Consider the following 16,127-nt stretch of genomic DNA (forward strand, 5'->3'; position numbering starts at 1 on the left):
CATCGCGCCGTACGCTTCGGCCGTGCGCCGCGACCGCCGTGGAAGAGGCGCCCGCGGCGTCCTCGCCCCGGCCGCCGTACCGCTGGCCGCCTCACCCGCCGACCGGTTCGATCGGATCGCCAGCGAGGCCGTCGAGCATGTCGAGCACCGTTGGCGCGACCAGCTCGCCGCAGTCGACTTCGCCGTCGATCTGGTGCCGCCCACCGACGTCGACCTCACCGCGGCCGCGGCCGAAGGGGCGATCGACGCCGGCGGCGTGCTGCTCGCCCAGATCGTGCGCCGACGTCACGACCGTCGCGCCGGCACCCAAACCTGCATCGTGCTCTACCGCAAGCCGATCGAGCTGCGGGCCCGCGACGCCGAGGACCTCGAAGACCTGGTGCACGACGTCGTGGTCCAGGTGATCTCGAACTACCTCGGCCTCGACCCTGACGTCGTCGATCCGGGCTTCGGCGAGGGGTAGCCCGGCGCGGTCAGCGACTGGCCAGCCGAGGGTCCTCCCTGACCGGCGGCAGCGGGATCGGCCCCGGCAGAGCGGTGAGCGGCTCCGCGGTGTTGAGGGCACCGTGCGCGCCGTCGAAGTGCAGGATGCGTACGCCGTAGACCGGCTGGTCGCCGACCGGCGTCACGACGAACGGCCACGAACCGGAGCTCGCCTTCACCAGGTCGGTGATGTCCACGGCGACGCTGTGGCCCGCCGGGACCGGGATCGTCCGGCTGCCGCCCTCCGGCGTGGTGACCCGTACCGAGGCCGCGCCCTGCGGTGCGCTGAGCAGCAGGAGGCACTCGCCCCCGTCGGGCTCCCGTCCGATCGCCACCGCCGCCGGGCCGGCCACCGCCGGCGTCACGGCGTCCCAGAAGTAGTCGGGGTCGAGCCGGCCGCCCGGTGAGGCGGTCGAGCGGCCCGCGGCGAAGACCGGCTGGTCGCTGCTGAGCAGCACCGCCCCGGTCGCCCCCGACAACGCCTTGGTGACGTCGACGAACTTGGTGCGACCAGGGCTCACGACGAACGACTTCACGCTCGACGGGGTGTACTCGCCCTGCGAGGTCACCACCTTGACCTCGACCGTCGCGTCGGCGAAACCGGGGTTGGCGACGACCAGCGCTCGGGGTCCGGACCCTTCCGGGAAGCCGGCGATCACCCCGTGCCGGGACGGCGCCGCGGTCGGCGGCACCAGGTCGCCGCCGTCGGGCGTCACGCCGCTGGTGTGCCGGTCCATCAGCGCCGCCGTCACCGCACCGCTTTCGGCGTGGACGTGGATCGCGACGTTCGGGATGTCAGGGGCGAACGCGTACACGCCGACCGTGTACTTCGACTCGGGCGGGACGATGATGTCGGCGATCCGGGGGGTGGAGACCGGCCCCTTCGGTGTCCACGCCGTGACGACGACATCGGCAGGAGTGCGCGCCGGGTTGGCAAGGAACAACCGGTCGGTGTAGCCGACCTTGCCGCTGCCGCCCACGAACCACCAGTTGGTCGCCGGCGGCAGGCAGGTCCCGCCGGCGAGAGCGCGGTAGCGGCCCTCGTCGGTCTCGACCAGCTCGTCGGCGACGACGTAGGCCGCGCTCGTCCCGGTGGTGGCGTACGCCACGGCTTCGCTGTGCAGGTCGTCGATGTGCAAGGAGTCGGTCGGGTTGAGATCGACCGGCGAGGTCTTCGACTTGCTCGTGCCGAACAACGTGCGCACCACGGTGGAGCCGGCCTCGACCGCCGGCGGCTGAAGGGCCTTGCCCACGTCGGCAGCCGCGGCGGTGCCGACCGTGTTGCGCGGTTGGCCGTTGACGACCGGGCAGGCGAGGGTCCGCGCGGTGACGGCGGCCGTGCCGACCGGGGCGTTGACCCGCTTCGCGGCACTCGAACCGGTCAGGAACGACACCAGCAGCACCGCGGCCAGCGCGACTGCGAACACCGGCAGGTCGCGCCTCATGACGTCACCCGATGGGGCACGTGCGGGCCGGCGCCGCTGCCGACCAGGACGACGCCGATCAGGGCGAGCAGCTCGAACAGCGCCCACCAGTGCCGGCTACCGCTGCGGTAGGTCACGTGGACCTGACCGCCGGCGCTGGGCAGCTCGAACGCCTGCGCCCACCCGTACGCCTTCGTGGGGTGCAGCGCCTGGCCGTCGAGCGTGGCGTGCCAGCCAGAGCTCGCCGGCTCGGCGAGCACCAGCAGCCGGCCCACCGTGCCCCCGGCAACCGTCGCACGCAGGTCAGTCGGGTCCTCCCCCACCGGGAGCACCGCGGTCGACGTCGAGGAGCTGACCTGGCCGCTGACCGCTGCGGTCGCGGCGGTAGGACTGAGCACGGTGAGCTCGCCGGCGGCCAGCGTCGAATGCCAAACGGTCGCACTCGGCACCGGGATGACCGTCAGGCTCGACAGCTGCCCGAGCTGGGCGGCGATCCGACGCGCCGTTGCGGAGGACGCGACCACGTAGTCGACTCCGAACGGGACCAGCTCGCCGGCCGCGCCAGGGCGTGCGGCGACGACGTCGCGGACGGCGTCGGCGAGCTCGACACTCGCGGTGCGCGCCGTACCTCCGGATGCCGGCAGGTCACCGGCTCCGAGCACCGGACCGCCGGCGGTACGCACCAGCGCGTAACGGATCAACCCGTGGTCATCGGAGAGCACGAGCGCCCGTCCGCCGCCCGGCACGTTGAGCTCGGCCTGAACGTAGAGCGGGAGGACCGCACCGCCGTCCCCGCGAAGCTCCCCGCCGCCGCCACGAATCAGCCAGGTGCCGACGAAGGTGGCCGTCGACACGACCGCAAGGGCCACGACGGCGACGGCAGCCGGCTGACGCCAGCCGAAGCTGCGGTCCTGAAGCGCCGGCCGCGCGCCGACGGCCGCCACGACCGCGGCGGTCAGCGCGCCGGCGCCGGCGAGCAGGAGCAGCAGCCCCGGCCAGTGGCGGGTCGCGGGATAGCCCGGCGTCACTCCCGCGCCGCGGGTCATGAGGACGGCGAGCAACGCGCCGACCACGAAGACCGCCGCACCCACTCGCGCCGTGGTCACCCGGCTGTCGCGCTGCAGGCCGAGCGCGACCGCGCCTACCAGCGGGATCCCGACCCACGCCGGCGGCTGCCCGCTTCCCCCGGCGTGCAGGAAGACGAGCCAGATCCCGGACGGCGCGGAGTGCGACGAGTAGAACTCCGCGACCCCACTGCCGGTGAACAGCACCCCGGGATGGGCCAGCACGTGCAGCGTCCAGGGCAGCAGGACGACGAGCGGCACCACGAGGACCCCGCCGGCGCGAGCCAGCCTGGCGCCGATCCGCTCGACGTCGTCGGTGTCGCCCGACACGAAGAACCCGGCGGCCACGACCAGGCCGCAGACCATCGCGGCGAACACCCACAACAGCGGCGCGAAGGCGGCGCCGACCGTGAGCCACAACCCGGCGCGGACACAGCGGCCGCGCGGCGTGCCCACCGCGTCGGCCTGCCAGACGACGGCGATCGAACGCGCGATCCGCGGCAGCACGATCGCGGCGACCACGACGTCGAGGCGCCCGGACGCGACCGCGCCGGTCACCGCCGGAAGCAACGCATAGACGACGCTGGCCCAGACCCGCACCCGCACCGCGGTGGTCAGCAGCCGCAACGAGGTGAACGCCGACAGCGCGGCCAGCGGGACCGCGCCGAGCAGCAGGATGTCGACGGCGAGCCAGGCTTTGCCCAGCAGGATCGTGGCGAGCAACGCGAGCAGGGCGACCGACGGCGGCGAGGGCGCCACCGAGCCGACGCTCGACGGATGCCACGCGGACAGGTACGACGACCACAGGTCGCTTGCGCCGGACGGTGCCGGCAGCAACCGGCCGCCGTGGAGGCTGCCGGACAGAATGTGCCGGTTCGCGATCAGCGACGCAACGCTCAGCCCGATGAACAGCAGGGACGCGGGACGGCGCAGGAACTCGCCGAAGGCGCTCAGCTCGTCGCCGAGGGACTCCGCCTCCTCCGCGACCGGCCCGGACTCGACCGCCACCCGGCGCCGCCGCGTCACCGGGGCGTCCGGCGCCGCGGTGGCCTGCTGCGCCCGCATGCTCACCAGCCCGCTCACCCAGCGCCCGGCCGGCGGGAAGAGCCGGCGAAGGTCGCCGTGGGAGACGTCTCGCGTGGCCGCCCGCTCCCGCCGGGCTGCCACGACGGCGCGCGGCGACCCGACGACCTGCGCCACCGCTAGGAGTTCCGCGGCGGCCTCTCGCGGTCGGCGCGACAACACGGTCAGCGCCGCGGCATGCAGGAGGCCGCCGAGCAGGTAGCGCAGCACCAGCAGCGGGACGATCCAGCCGGCCGTGTTGGCGAGCACCACCTGCATGCCGTTTCGCCGCCGAACCGTCTGGGCGCGAAGCGGCGAACCCGTGGGGTGGTCGCCCGGACAGTCACCGCCGGCGTGGCGCACCACGGCGCGGGGAACGACGACGACCCGCCCGCCGGCTGCGTTGACCCGCCAGCCCAGATCGACGTCGGCGGCGTACTCCGCCCAGCTCGGGTCCTCACCGCCCAGGTACTCCCACACGTCACGGCGGACGAACGAGCCCGCGGTGTCCACCGCGAGCACCTCGTCGACGTCGTCGCGCTGGCCCTGATCGGGCTCTTGACCGTCGAGTCCGCTGTCGACGACGCCGGCCGAGTCGATCGTGAGCCCGGCGCGCACCAGCGCCCGGTCCTCCCAGTCGCGCAGCTTCGGACCGGCCAGCCACACCGACGGCGAGTGACTGACCCGCAGCAGCAGCTCTTCCAGCGCCGCCTCGTCCGGCGCGCTGTCGTCGTGCAGCAGCCAGATCCACTCGAGCGGACCGTCTTCACGAGCCCGCTGACCGGCGCGGCCGGCGCCGAGGTCGAGACCGGCCTGCACGGCGGCGTTGGTCGTCGCGCCGGCCGGCAGCTCGGCCACCCGGGCGGCACCGAGCCGGTCGGTCGCGACGGCGACGCTGCGGTCGGTGCTGCCGAGGTCGACCGCGACTACTCGGTCAGGGCGCTGCGAGGAACGGTCGATCGCGTCGAGGGTCTTGGCGAGCAGCTTGGCGTTGTTGCGGCAGAGCACGACCACCGTGACGTGGTGTCCCGGGAAGCGGGAACGCGAGGAGGTCGTAGGCATAGGAGAGACCGGTCCGAACCGGCCCTAGGAGCCTACGTCTCAGACCACACGGCGCTTCAGACGCCTGCGCTCGCGCTCTGACAGGCCGCCCCAGATGCCGAAGCGCTCGTCGTGGGCGAGGGCGTAGGTGAGGCACTCACCGCGGACGTCGCAGCGTCCGCAGACCCGCTTGGCCTCCCGGGTCGAACCGCCCTTCTCCGGGAAGAACGCCTCGGGATCGGTCTGCGAGCACAGCGCCTGGACTTGCCAGGGCAGTGGCAGGGTCTCGTCCTGCGGACCCAGGACAACGAATGGCTCGGTCATGGCGCCTCCACGTCAGCTGCTCGCGGCCGATCCGTCGGTCGCGGGGCTCGGCGTGTCCGGGGAAATGACACGTGTGGAATTACATGCGCGTCGTAGCCAGAAAGTCAAGGGGGGCAGTGGTATCACCTCAACCCGACCCGGGGGCTCAGCTGCCGGTCGCAGGCCCATCTGTGCTGGTCGGAGCGGCCTTTTTAGCGGTCTTGGTGGCCCGTTTCGCCGGCGTGACGGTCTTTTTCGCCGGCTGCCGGGAGGCCGCAGCGTCCTTCTTCGCGGGGGCTTTCCTGGCCGGCGCGGGTGCGGTGGGCGCGGCGGCGGCACGCAACGGCGTACGACGCGGCGGGCGCGCGGGCACCGGCTCGGGCACCGGCTCGGCCAGCCGCTCGAGGACCTCCGGCAGGTCCGGCACCGCGATGTCGTCGCGGCCGGGGCGCGCCCGCCGGAAGCGCTCGGCGTCACGGGAGTCACGATGGCGGCTCACCGCCTCGCCGACCCGGCTCGCCACCGCCCGGCGCTCGCGCGGGGACAGCCCTTCGGCGAACTCCTCCAGCACCTCGTGCAGGACCCGGTCGCGCTCGCGCTCGAGGATCCGGTCCCGCTCGGCGAGATAGGCCAGCAGCGCCTGTCCGGCCGCCACCAGGCGATCGGTGCCGCCGCCGATGGTGCCGGTCGCCGTCGCGATGACCGCGATCTGGCCTTCCAGCGAGTCGCTGAGGTCCGTCATCGCGCGGCGTACGTCGGAGCGCACCTCGTCGAGCACGCCCTGGGCGGCCGCCCGGCCTTCCGAGACCACCTTGTCGACCCGCGGCTGCCAGTCCGCACGCATCTCGTCCAGCGCGCCGGCGACGGTGTCCGACGACGTGCCGACCACGTTCGACACGTGCTCACGCATCTCGTCGAGCGCGTCGGCGAAGTCCCCGCGCAGTTCGGCGAGCTGTCCCTCGACGTTCTCCCGGGTGGCGACCGCGGCGCGCTCGAGGGCCTCGAGGGCGCCACCGAGGTCGTCGAGCAGGCCGTCGCGCGCCGCGGCGAAGCCGTCGAGCACGCCGCCGTACAACGACGACATCTGAGTCTCGATCGGACGGGTCGCCTCGTCCACGGCGCCCATCACCTCGGTCAGCATCGCTTCCAGGTGGCGGCGGTCGGCCTCGCGAGCGGACGGATCCTGGAGGGTGTCGCCGAGTGTGCCGAGACTGGTCGCCACCGCGTCCCCGAGGTCCTCGAGGCCGGCGCGGACCGCCTCGGCCCACTCATCGAGCGCCGTGGCCTGCTCCTGCAGCGCTTCGGTGGTGCGCTCGCGGTGCTGCTCGGCGACGGTGCGCTCGGAGCCGACGGACTGCGCCAACGCGGCGATGCGGTCGTCGAGCGCGCCGAGCCGCGAGTCGATCCGGTCAGCAAGGGAGGACACCGTGTCCTCGATCGTCGCGAGCCGCTCCTCGAGTCCGGTCATCTCGGCGCGAAGGCCGGCGAGCGAGGCCGCCACGACCGGAGCAACCGGCAGCGACGAGGTCGTCGCGCCGACCGTCGGTCGTTCGACCAGCGCCTCGAGCCGCCGCAACAGCACCGGTGAATCCGTACCCTCCAGTGCGCTGTAGCTCTCGCCCTCCACGCGAACTCCCCTCAGACGCCGTGCGAGAACCCTACGCGGGAACAGGTGCAGGCGCTCGCTTCCGCGCGCGGGTCGTGAGAAAGGATGGCGAGGTGCGCGTGACAGCACTGTGCGGCGGGATCGGGGGCGCCCGGTTCCTGAGTGGGCTGCGCACGCTGGGCCACGACGTCACCGCGATCGTGAACACCGGCGACGACATGACCGTCCTCGGGCTGCGCATCTGCCCGGACCTCGACAGCGTGCTCTACACCCTGGGCGACGGCATCAGCCGCGAGCGGGGATGGGGCCGAGAGGGTGAGACGTTCCGGGTCCGCGACGAGCTGACGCGCTACGCGTCCGCGGTCGCCGCGGCCGAGCGGATCGTGCCGGGCTGGTTCGGCCTCGGCGACCTCGACCTGGCAACGCACCTGCTGCGCAGCAGCTGGCTCGCCGACGGGGTCGAGCTGTCGACGGTGATCCGATGGCTGGGCCAACGGTGGCCGACCGGCATCACGGTGCTGCCCGCCAGCGACGACCCCATCGAGACGTGGGTGCAGCTGGCCGACCGCGCGGTCCACTTCCAGGAGTGGTGGGTGCGCCTGCACGCCGACGTCCCGGCGCTCGGCTTCGATGTCCGTGGCGCGGCGGATGCCAAACCCGCGCCGGGCGTGGTCGAGGCGATCGAGTCCGCGGATGTGGTCGTGCTCGCGCCGAGCAATCCGGTCGTCTCGATCGGGGTGATCCTGGCGATCCCCGGCATCGCCGAGAGCGTGCGGGCGACCGCGGCTGCGGTCGTCGGCCTGTCGCCGATCGTCGGCGGCGCACCGGTCCGCGGCATGGCAGACGCGTGCCTGCAGGCGATCGGCGTCGACACCACCGCGGAGGCGGTCGCCCGGCACTACGGCGCGCGCCGTACCGGCGGGCTGATCGACGGCTGGCTCGTGGACGACGTCGACGCCGATGCCGTCGGCTCGCTGGTTCGTGATGGCTTCGGCGCGGCTGCGGTCCCGTTGCTGATGCATGACGTCGAGGCGAGCGCCGCCATGGCGCGGGCGGCCATCGACCTGGTCTGCGGGGAGCGCCGATGACGGCGACGTCGCTCGAGATCCGAGCCGTCGAAGGCATCCCCGAGGTCGTCGAGGGGGACGACCTGGCGGCCTTGATCACCGAGGCCGGGGCCGACCTCCGTGACGGCGACGTCGTCGTGGTCACGAGCAAGGTGGTGTCGAAGTCGGAAGGCCGTCTCGTCAGGGGCAGCCGCGAAGAGCACCTGGCCGCCGAGACGGTCCGCGTCGTCGCGAGACGCGGGCGTACCCAGATCGTGCAGACGCGCCACGGCTTCGTGCTCGCCGCGGCCGGCATCGACGCGAGCAATGTCCCGGCCGGCACCGTCGCGTTGCTGCCCATCGACCCGGACGCCTCCGCGCGCACGATTCGCGCGGGGCTGCGCGAACGCCTCGGCGTCGACGTCGCGGTCATCGTCACCGACACGATGGGCCGGCCGTGGCGCGACGGGGTGGTCGACACCGCGATCGGCGCCGCCGGGATCGAGGTGCTCGACGACCTGCGCGGCAGCACGGACTCCTACGGACAGATCCTCGAGGTGACCGTGACCGCGCTGGCCGACGAGCTCGCCGCGGCGGCCGACCTGGTCAAAGGCAAGCTCGAAGGACGACCGGTCGCGGTGATCCGCGGTTTCGACGTACGACGACCCAAGGACGAAGACCTCGGCGCCCGGCCGCTGGTGCGCCCGGCCGCCGACGACATGTTCGCCCGCGGAACCCACGACGCGATCGAGGAAGTGGTGCGCGACAGCGCGCCGGTCGAGGTCGACGCCGGCGGCGCCGCCGACCTCGCCGCCGTCCGGCGAGCCGTGGCCTCACTCGGCGAGACGCGGGCGGTGCTCACCGTCGCGGCCGACGCCGGCTCGGTCGTCGCGACCGGGTCTGCGCTGGAGGTCGGCTACGCCCTCGGCCGGCTGATGGCGGCGCTGGCCGCCGAGGGGCTGCGGGCGTCCCGGCCGGTCGAGACCCCGGACGGTGCTCGCGTCGACGTCACGACTCGCTAGCGCCTTCAGGGCAACGGGCTGAACCGGACGGCGCCGTCCTGGATCGTGACGTCGTTCCAGATCCGGATCCCCGCGCCGAGCTCGTTGTTCGCGCCGATCATCGCGCCCTCGCCGATGACCGCCGAGGTCACCACGCTGCGCTGCCCGATGACCGCCCGGCGGCCCACCAGGGAGTCGACCACGTTCGCACCCGCCTGGACGTGCACGCCGTCGCCGAGGACCGAGCCGCTCACCTGCGCGCCCGCGTCGACCCGGGCACGCGGACCGATCACCGATCCCCCGGTGACGACCGCGCCGGCATGCACGATCGCCTCGTCGAGGATCAGCGCTTCGCCCGGAGCGCCCGGCATCGACGGCGAGCCGAGGACGCCGGTCACCACGTCGCGGCTTGCCTGGACGAAGGCCGCCGGGGTCCCCACGTCGAGCCAGTAGGCGTTCTCGACGTAGCCCAGCAGGATCTCGCCGGCGTCGAGCAGGCCCGGGAAGGTGTCCCGCTCGACCGACACCGGCCGGCCTTCCGGAATCGAGTCGATCACCCGCCGGGTGAAGACGTAGCAGCCCGCGTTGATCCGGTTGGTGACCGGCGAGTCGGACTTCTCGATGAAGGCCGTCACGCGCGAGTGCGAGTCGGTCGGCACGCACCCGAAGGCACGCGCGTCGTCCACCTCGACCAGGTGCAGCGTCACCGCCGCCTCCCGGCGTCGGTGCAGCTCGAGCTGGGCACGCAGGTCGTGTCCGGACAGCACGTCGCCGTTGAGCACCAGCACCGGGTCGTCCGGTCCGGACTCGAGCCGCTTCGTGACGTGGCGAATCCCACCACCCGTGCCCAGCGGCTCGGTCTCGGTCACGAAGTCGATGCGGACCCCGAGCTCCTTGCCGCTGCCGAAGTGCTCATGGAACACCTCCGGCCGGTACGACGTCGCCAGCACGATGTGGTCGACGCCCGAGTCGCGCAGCCGCGCGAGCTGGTGCTCGAGGAACGGCGCACCCGCGAAGGGCAGCATCGGCTTCGGCGTGCGCAACGTCAGCGGCTGCAGGCGGGTTCCCTGGCCACCGACCAGGACGACGGCTTCCACAGCGGGAATCCAATCAGGCTTGCGAGACCGCGCGCGCGTAGGCCGCGAGGTGCGCCTCCGCGCTGGCAGCCCAGGTGAACTCGCGGGCCCGGGCGAGTGCGGCGTCGCCGAGCGCGCGCCGCCGCGTTGCGTCGTCGAGCAGTGCGGACAACGCCGTCCCGATCGAGGCCGAGTCGGGCTCGGTGTAGGCGACGGCGTCACCGCCGACCTCCGGCAGCGAGAGCCGCTGCGTGGTGAGGACCGGCGTGCCGCAGGCCATCGCCTCGAGGACCGGCAGTCCGAACCCTTCGCCGTGGCTCGGGAACGCGACCACGGTCGCGCCGCCGAGATAGCCCGGCAGGTCGGCGAAGCGCAGGTAGCCGGGGCGGACCACCCGCAGGTGGCTCGGCACCTCGGCGACGGCGGCGTCGACGTCCTCGTCCCAGCCGCGGCCACCCGCGAGGACCAGCGCGGGCGGGTCGTCGCGCCAGCTCACCGCCTCGACCCAGCCGCGGATCAGTGCCGGCACGTTCTTGCGAGGCTCGAGCACGCCGAGGAACGCGACGTAGTCGCCACGGATGCCCAGCCGCGCGGCCACCCGGGCACGCTCGGCCTCTGTCGGCGGGTGGAACAGCTGCGGATCGACGCCGTGGTAGGCGACGTCGAGCATCGTCGGGTCCGCGTCGAGGACCCTGACCAGCTCGTCTCGGGTCGCCTTGCTCGGCACGATCACCCGGGTCGCCCGGCGCAGCGCGGTGCGAATCGCCGATCGGAAGAAGGTGCCCTTGACCGCCGCGATGGCTTCGGGCGAGGTGAAGAAGGTCGCGTCGTGAATGGTGACGACCACCGGCCGGCCGGCACGCAGCGGCATCGTGTAGTGCGGCGAGTGGATGACCTCGACGGCCAGCTGCTGCGCGACGAGCGGAAGGCCGGTCTGCTCCCAGGCGAGGCGAGCCGGGCGGTGCGCGATTGCCGGCGGCCCGGGCACGATCGTCGCTTGCGGCGCCACGAGCGCGTAGCGCTCGGCATCGGCCCGCTGGCAGACGATCGCAAGGTCGGCACCTGCGGCGCCCAGCGCGCCCAGCAGGCCGTCGACGTATCGCCCCACCCCACCGCGATCAGCGGGCACAGCGGTCGCGTCGACCAGCACTCGGGGGGCCACGAGCGGCTCCCTCCCCGTCTGATCTCGTACGAACTTGCTCGAAGTTGGTTGCCTCACTCAGCGTACCGTCGTAAGCCGCCGTCGTACGTGCATCCTCTACACGTGGCGACACCCTTCGATCTGTTGACTCGCGAGCTGCGCCGAGACGGTTCACGGCCGTTCATCACCTGGTACGGCGACGAGCCCGGCCAGCGCGTCGAGCTGTCGGTCGCCACGACGGCCAACTGGGTGGCCAAGATCGCCGGATACATCGACGACGAGCTCGACGTCGACGAACCGATCGTCGTCCCGGCGGCACTGCACTGGATCAGCGCCGTCGCACTGCTCGCGGCGTGGGCGGCCGGAGCCGACGTCGCGACCGCACTAAGCCCCGGTGGTCAGCGCCTCGAGCTGCCGCTCGACCCGATGGGCGCCGGGCTGTCACGGCTGGTCGCCGCCTATCCCGACGCCTTCTCGTCGCCGAACCCCTCGGGCGAGGACGTGGTCGAGGCTGCCCGCGGGGCGGTTCCGGAGGCGGCGAGGGTCCTCACCGCGTCGCCGCTGGCCGGACCGGGGCTCGTGTGGGGACTGGTCGGCCCGCTCCTCGCGCAGGGCTCGGCCGTGTACTGCGCCGCGGACGCAGCCGGCCTGGCCGAGCGCGCCGCCGCGGAACGGGTGACCCACACCGCGGGGGTCGACCTAACCGGCCTCCCGCGACTGGGCTAGCTCGACGAACGGCGCCAGCGACGACGCGTCGGCCAGCGCGCCCTTCGACACCGCGCGGTCGACCGGCGTCCCGGCGAGGATCCGCTTCACGGGCACCTCGCACTTCTTGCCGTTGATCGTCCGGGGCACGACCGGCACGGCGAGGACCTCGTCGGGGACGTGCCGCGGCGACAGCTGTGACCGGGTGACGCGCCGGATCTCGGCCGTGAGCTCCGCCAGGTCCGCGCCGTCGCCGGGCACGACGAAGAGCAACAGCTTGCCCTCGGTGCCCGCCGCCGAGGTGTCGATGACGAGCGAGTCGGCCACGCCGGGCAGCGCCTCGACGACCCGGTAGAACTCCGACGTGCCCATCCGCACCCCGCCGCGGTTGAGCGTCGAGTCACTGCGGCCGTAGATCACGCACGAGCCGTCGGCGGCGAACTTCACCCAGTCGCCGTGCCGCCACACGCCGGGGTAGGTCTCGTAGTACGCCTCGCGCAACCTCGAGCCGTCGTCGTCGTTCCAGAACCCGACCGGCATCGACGGCATCGGCGCGGTGATGACGAGCTCTCCCACCTCGTCGACGACCTCGTTGCCGGCTTCGTCGAAGGCCGCCACCGCGCAGCCGAGCAGCCGGGCCGGGATCACCCCGGCGCGGACCGGCAGGCTGGGCGCGCCGCCGACGAAGGCGGTGCAGACGTCGGTGCCGCCCGACAGCGAGGACAACATCACCTCGCCCACCGCCTCGTAGACCCAGGCGAACCCTTCGGGCGGCAGCGGCGCCCCGGTCGAGCCGACGGTGCGAAGCGCCGAGAGGTCGACCTCACGCGCCGGCGCGAGGCCCGCCTTCTGGCAGGCCTGGATGAACGGCGCGCCGAGGCCGAGACAGGTGATGGCGGCACGCTCGGCGAGCCGCCAGATCGTCATCTGGTCGGGGAAGGCCGGGTTCCCGTCGTACAGCACGATGGCCGAGCCGACCGCGAGCCCGGACACGAGCAGGTTCCACATCATCCAGCCGGTCGTGCTGAACCAGAAGAACCGGTCGCCCGGGCCGAGGTCGAGGTGGAGGGCGAGCTGTTTGGCGTGCTCGATGAGCATCCCGCCGTGACCGTGCAGGATCGGCTTCGGCAGACCGGTCGTGCCCGAGGAGTAAAGGACCCACAGCGGGTCCGCGAAGGCCATCGGCTCGAACGCGAGCGTCCCGCCGCAGGCCAGCAGCTCATGCCACGACGTCGCGCGGTCGAGCCGCGCAGCCGGGTCGAGGTAGGGCACCAGCACCGTCTCGCGCAACGTGGGGAGCTGGCGGCGCAGCTGCTCGACCGTCGCGGTCACGTCGAACCGCTTGCCGCCGTAGTGATAGCCGTCGACCGTGAACAACACCGCCGGCTCGATCTGGGTGAAGCGATCGGCGATCGCCGTCGGCCCGAAGTCGGGCGAGCAGCTGGACCAGATCGCACCGAGTGAGGCCGTCGCGAGCATCGCCACGAGCGCCTCGACGCCGTTCGGCAGCAGCGCGACGACGCGATCACCCTTGCCGATGCCGTGCTCGACCAGCCAGGTCCGCACCGCCGCGACCTGGGTGCGCAGCTCGCGCCACGTGAGCTGCACCTCGCGGCCGTCCTCCCGCGCGGCGAAGACCGCCAGCACGTCTTTCTCGACCGGAGCGAGCGGATAGAGCAGGTGCTCGGCGTAGTTGGTCCGGCCGCCGGCGAACCAGGTCGCGCCCGGCATCTGGGTGCCGTCGAGCACCGCGTCGTACGCCGTCGACCAGCGCAGGCCGAGCCAGTTGTCGAGCGCACCCCAGAAGTCGGACAGGTTGTCGACCGACCACTGATGGAGCTCGGCGTAGGAGCTGAGCTCCAGGCCGCGCTCGCTGGCCAGCCACCGCTGGAAGTCGGCCAACCGTGAGCTGCTGATCCGCTCGGCGCTGGGCGTCCAGAGCAGCTCGCCTTCGGACGTCACGGTCGAACGCTAGCGAGTCGCGACGCGGCAGCAGCCCGCCGGGCAGACGTCGTGGGCGGGGCCGATCACCGACATCGCACGGCGAGGGGCGGCGCGGTCCAACCGCTCCTGGACCAGCTCGCGCACCATCTCGACGAACCGCGGGTCACCGGCCGGCGGCGCGGTGCGATGGAACCCGATCCCGAGCTCAGCCGCCGTCGCGGCGGCCTCCACGTCGAGGTCCCAGCGCACTTCGATGTGGTCGCTGATGAAGCCGATCGGGACGACCACGACGTCGCTCACGCCGTCAGCGGCAAGGTCACGCAGCGCATCGTTGACGTCCGGTGTGAGCCACGCCACCGACGGCGGACCACTGCGGCTGCAGTAGGCGAGGACGTGCCCGATGTGGTCAGCGGCGGCCGCTACCAGCTCGGCCGCCGCGGCAAGCTGCGCGACGTACAAACCGCCGTTCGGTCCGGCCGCCGCCGCCATCGCTTCGGGAATCGAGTGGGCGACGAACACCAGCCTGGTCGTGGCGTGCCGCGACGGGTCGATCGAGGCGACGGCCTCGCGCACCGCGTCCCGCTGTGGCTCGATGAACCCGGGGTGGTCGAAGAAGTGGCGCAGCTTGTGCAGCTCGGGAGCCGTTGGCCCGAGCGGCGCCGCAGCAGCGGCGAGGTCGTCCTGGTACTGGCGGCAGGCCGAGTACGACGCATACGCCGAGGTGACGAAGACCAGGGCGTTGCGGACGCCGTCAGCCGCCATCTCCGCAGCGACGTCGCCGACGTACGGGCGCCAGTTGCGGTTGCCGAGGTAGACCGGGAGACCGAGACCGGACGCGGCGAAGTCGGCGCGGACCGCCGCGACGAGAGCGCGGTTCTGGGCGTTGATCGGTGAGACCCCGCCGAAGTGCAGGTAGTGCTCGGCGACGGCTTCCAGGCGCGCTCGCGGCACGTCACGGCCACGGGTGACGTTCTCCAGGAACGGCATGACGTCGTCCGGCCCCTCGGGACCTCCGAAGGACAGGACCAGCAGCGCGTCGTACATCTGCGCCGCGCTAGCGCAGCGGGTTCGCCTTGAGCAGGTTGCGGGACATGACCATGCGCAGGATCTGGTTGGTGCCTTCGTAGATCTGGGTGATCTTGGCGTCGCGCATCATCCGCTCGAGCGGGAAGTCGCGGGTGTAGCCGTAGCCGCCGAGCAGCTGTACGCCGTTGGTCGTGACCTCCATCGCCGTGTCCGACGCGAAGCACTTCGCAGCGGCGGACATGAAGGTGAGGTTCGTCTCGAGCCGTTCCGACATCGCCGCCGCCTGGTAGATCAGCGACCGCGCCGCCTCGGTCTTCATCGCCATGTCGGCGAGGATGAACGAGACGCCTTGGAACTCGGCGATCGGCTTGCCGAACTGCTTGCGCTCCTGGACGTAGCGGGTGCAGTAGTCGACCGCGCCCTGGGCCAGGCCGAGCGCCTGCGCGCCGATCGTCAGCCGGGTGTGGTCGAGGGTCTTCAGGGCGGTCTTGAAGCCGGTCCCCTCCTCGCCGATCATCCGGTCGGCCGGCACCCGCACGTTGTCGAAGTAGACCTCCGCCGTGGGCGAGCCCTTGATGCCCAGCTTCTTCTCCGGAGCGCCGAAGCTCACCCCCGCGTCGTCCTTCTCGACGACGAACGCCGAGATGCCGTTCGGGCCCTTGTTCGGGTCCGTCACGGCCATCACCGTGTAGAACTTCGAGACTCCCGCGTTGGTGATCCAGCGCTTGGTGCCGTTGAGGACGTAGCTGTCGCCGTCGCGTACAGCACGGGTCTTCATGCCCGCCGCGTCACTGCCGGCTTCGGGCTCCGACAGGCAGTAGCTGAACATGCCCTCGCCGCTGGCCAGCCGCGGCAGATAGGCCCGCTTGAGGTCCTCGCCACCGGAGAGCAGCAGCCCCATCGTGCCGAGCTTGTTGACGGCCGGGATGAGTGAGGACGCGCCGCAGGCGCGGGCAACCTCTTCGATCACGATCGCCGAGGCGATCGCGTCCGCGCCGACCCCGTCGTACTCCTCGGGGACGTGTACGGCGTGCAGCTGTGCCGCGACGAGCGCGTCATGGACGTCCCAGGGGAACTCGGCCTTCTCGTCGATCTCGGCGGCGCGCGGCGCGATCTTGTCGTCGGCGAGCTCACGAACCGTCTTGCGGAGCAGCTGGTGCTCTTCGGGCAACGTGTAGAGGTCGAAAGCCTGGTTCACGCAGCCA

13 protein-coding genes are annotated in these 16,127 nt (G+C 72.5%); 4 read left to right on the top strand and 9 right to left on the bottom strand.

Annotated features, from left to right (window positions below):
* Window positions 1–22 precede the first annotated feature (22 nt).
* Window positions 23–463, top strand: a complete 441-nt coding sequence (locus VG899_10625) for a metallopeptidase family protein (protein ID HWA66808.1) — start codon at window positions 23–25, stop codon at window positions 461–463.
* Window positions 464–473: 10 nt separating this feature from the next.
* Here VG899_10625 and VG899_10630 read toward each other — a convergent pair whose 3' ends face one another.
* From VG899_10630 to VG899_10645, 4 genes are all read right to left on the bottom strand, one after another.
* The gene (locus tag VG899_10630; protein ID HWA66809.1) at window positions 474–1,928 is read right to left on the bottom strand and encodes a DUF5719 family protein; all 1,455 of its coding nucleotides are present in this window, start codon (window positions 1,926–1,928) and stop codon (window positions 474–476) included.
* On the bottom strand, window positions 1,925–5,095 hold the full coding sequence (locus tag VG899_10635; protein HWA66810.1) for a glycosyltransferase: 3,171 nt from the start codon (window positions 5,093–5,095) through the stop codon (window positions 1,925–1,927). Before VG899_10635 ends, VG899_10630 begins: the two co-directional genes overlap by 4 nt.
* Window positions 5,096–5,134: 39 nt before the next feature.
* Complete coding sequence (locus VG899_10640; protein ID HWA66811.1) at window positions 5,135–5,398, bottom strand: WhiB family transcriptional regulator; 264 nt, start codon at window positions 5,396–5,398, stop codon at window positions 5,135–5,137.
* A 145-nt stretch (window positions 5,399–5,543) separates the two neighbouring features.
* Window positions 5,544–7,004 carry a hypothetical protein gene (locus VG899_10645; protein ID HWA66812.1) on the bottom strand — a complete coding sequence of 487 codons (1,461 nt, stop codon included), beginning with the start codon at window positions 7,002–7,004 and terminating at the stop codon, window positions 5,544–5,546.
* Window positions 7,005–7,096: 92 nt separating this feature from the next.
* Here VG899_10645 and cofD point away from each other — a divergent pair, with 92 nt between their 5' ends.
* Entirely contained in the window at window positions 7,097–8,071 is a 975-nt protein-coding gene (gene cofD, locus VG899_10650) for a 2-phospho-L-lactate transferase (protein ID HWA66813.1), read from the top strand.
* Window positions 8,068–9,051, top strand: coding sequence for a coenzyme F420-0:L-glutamate ligase (locus VG899_10655; GenBank protein ID HWA66814.1), 984 nt, complete (start codon window positions 8,068–8,070; stop codon window positions 9,049–9,051). The genes cofD and VG899_10655 overlap by 4 nt, the downstream gene beginning before the upstream one ends.
* A gap of 5 nt (window positions 9,052–9,056) precedes the next feature.
* Here the strand turns inward: VG899_10655 and VG899_10660 are convergent, their stop codons facing one another.
* Together VG899_10660 and VG899_10665 are read right to left on the bottom strand one after the other, a co-directional pair.
* A complete protein-coding gene (locus VG899_10660; protein ID HWA66815.1) occupies window positions 9,057–10,127 on the bottom strand; it encodes an NDP-sugar synthase in 1,071 nt (356 codons plus the stop codon).
* A 13-nt stretch (window positions 10,128–10,140) separates the two neighbouring features.
* The gene (locus VG899_10665) at window positions 10,141–11,268 is read right to left on the bottom strand and encodes a glycosyltransferase family 1 protein (GenBank protein ID HWA66816.1); all 1,128 of its coding nucleotides are present in this window, start codon (window positions 11,266–11,268) and stop codon (window positions 10,141–10,143) included.
* 102 nt (window positions 11,269–11,370) lie between these two features.
* On the opposite strand from VG899_10665, the gene VG899_10670 reads away from it, so the two are divergent.
* Entirely contained in the window at window positions 11,371–11,973 is a 603-nt protein-coding gene (locus VG899_10670) for a TIGR03089 family protein (protein HWA66817.1), read from the top strand.
* Here VG899_10670 and VG899_10675 read toward each other — a convergent pair.
* The 3 genes from VG899_10675 to VG899_10685 are packed head-to-tail and all read right to left on the bottom strand — an operon-like array spanning window position 11,947 to window position 16,120.
* Window positions 11,947–13,914: an acetoacetate--CoA ligase gene (locus tag VG899_10675; protein ID HWA66818.1), complete on the bottom strand. Its 1,968-nt coding sequence runs from the start codon at window positions 13,912–13,914 to the stop codon at window positions 11,947–11,949. The genes VG899_10670 and VG899_10675 overlap by 27 nt on opposite strands.
* A gap of 9 nt (window positions 13,915–13,923) precedes the next feature.
* Complete coding sequence (locus VG899_10680) at window positions 13,924–14,940, bottom strand: ferrochelatase (protein ID HWA66819.1); 1,017 nt, start codon at window positions 14,938–14,940, stop codon at window positions 13,924–13,926.
* Window positions 14,941–14,950: 10 nt separating this feature from the next.
* Entirely contained in the window at window positions 14,951–16,120 is a 1,170-nt protein-coding gene (locus tag VG899_10685) for an acyl-CoA dehydrogenase family protein (protein HWA66820.1), read from the bottom strand.
* Window positions 16,121–16,127 lie beyond the last annotated feature (7 nt).

Source organism: Mycobacteriales bacterium (assembly GCA_035550055.1).
In the GTDB taxonomy this organism is placed as follows: domain Bacteria; phylum Actinomycetota; class Actinomycetes; order JAFAQI01; family JAFAQI01; genus DASZTV01.

Excerpts from the sequence above, each read along its gene's own strand:
- VG899_10655 (HWA66814.1), top strand. The coding sequence starts at position 8,068 with ATGACGGCGACGTCGCTCGAGATCCGAGCCGTCGAAGGCATCCCCGAG.
- VG899_10630 (HWA66809.1), bottom strand. The coding sequence starts at position 1,928 with ATGAGGCGCGACCTGCCGGTGTTCGCAGTCGCGCTGGCCGCGGTGCTG.
- VG899_10680 (HWA66819.1), bottom strand. The coding sequence starts at position 14,940 with ATGTACGACGCGCTGCTGGTCCTGTCCTTCGGAGGTCCCGAGGGGCCG.
- VG899_10635 (HWA66810.1), bottom strand. The coding sequence starts at position 5,095 with ATGCCTACGACCTCCTCGCGTTCCCGCTTCCCGGGACACCACGTCACG.
- VG899_10640 (HWA66811.1), bottom strand. The coding sequence starts at position 5,398 with ATGACCGAGCCATTCGTTGTCCTGGGTCCGCAGGACGAGACCCTGCCA.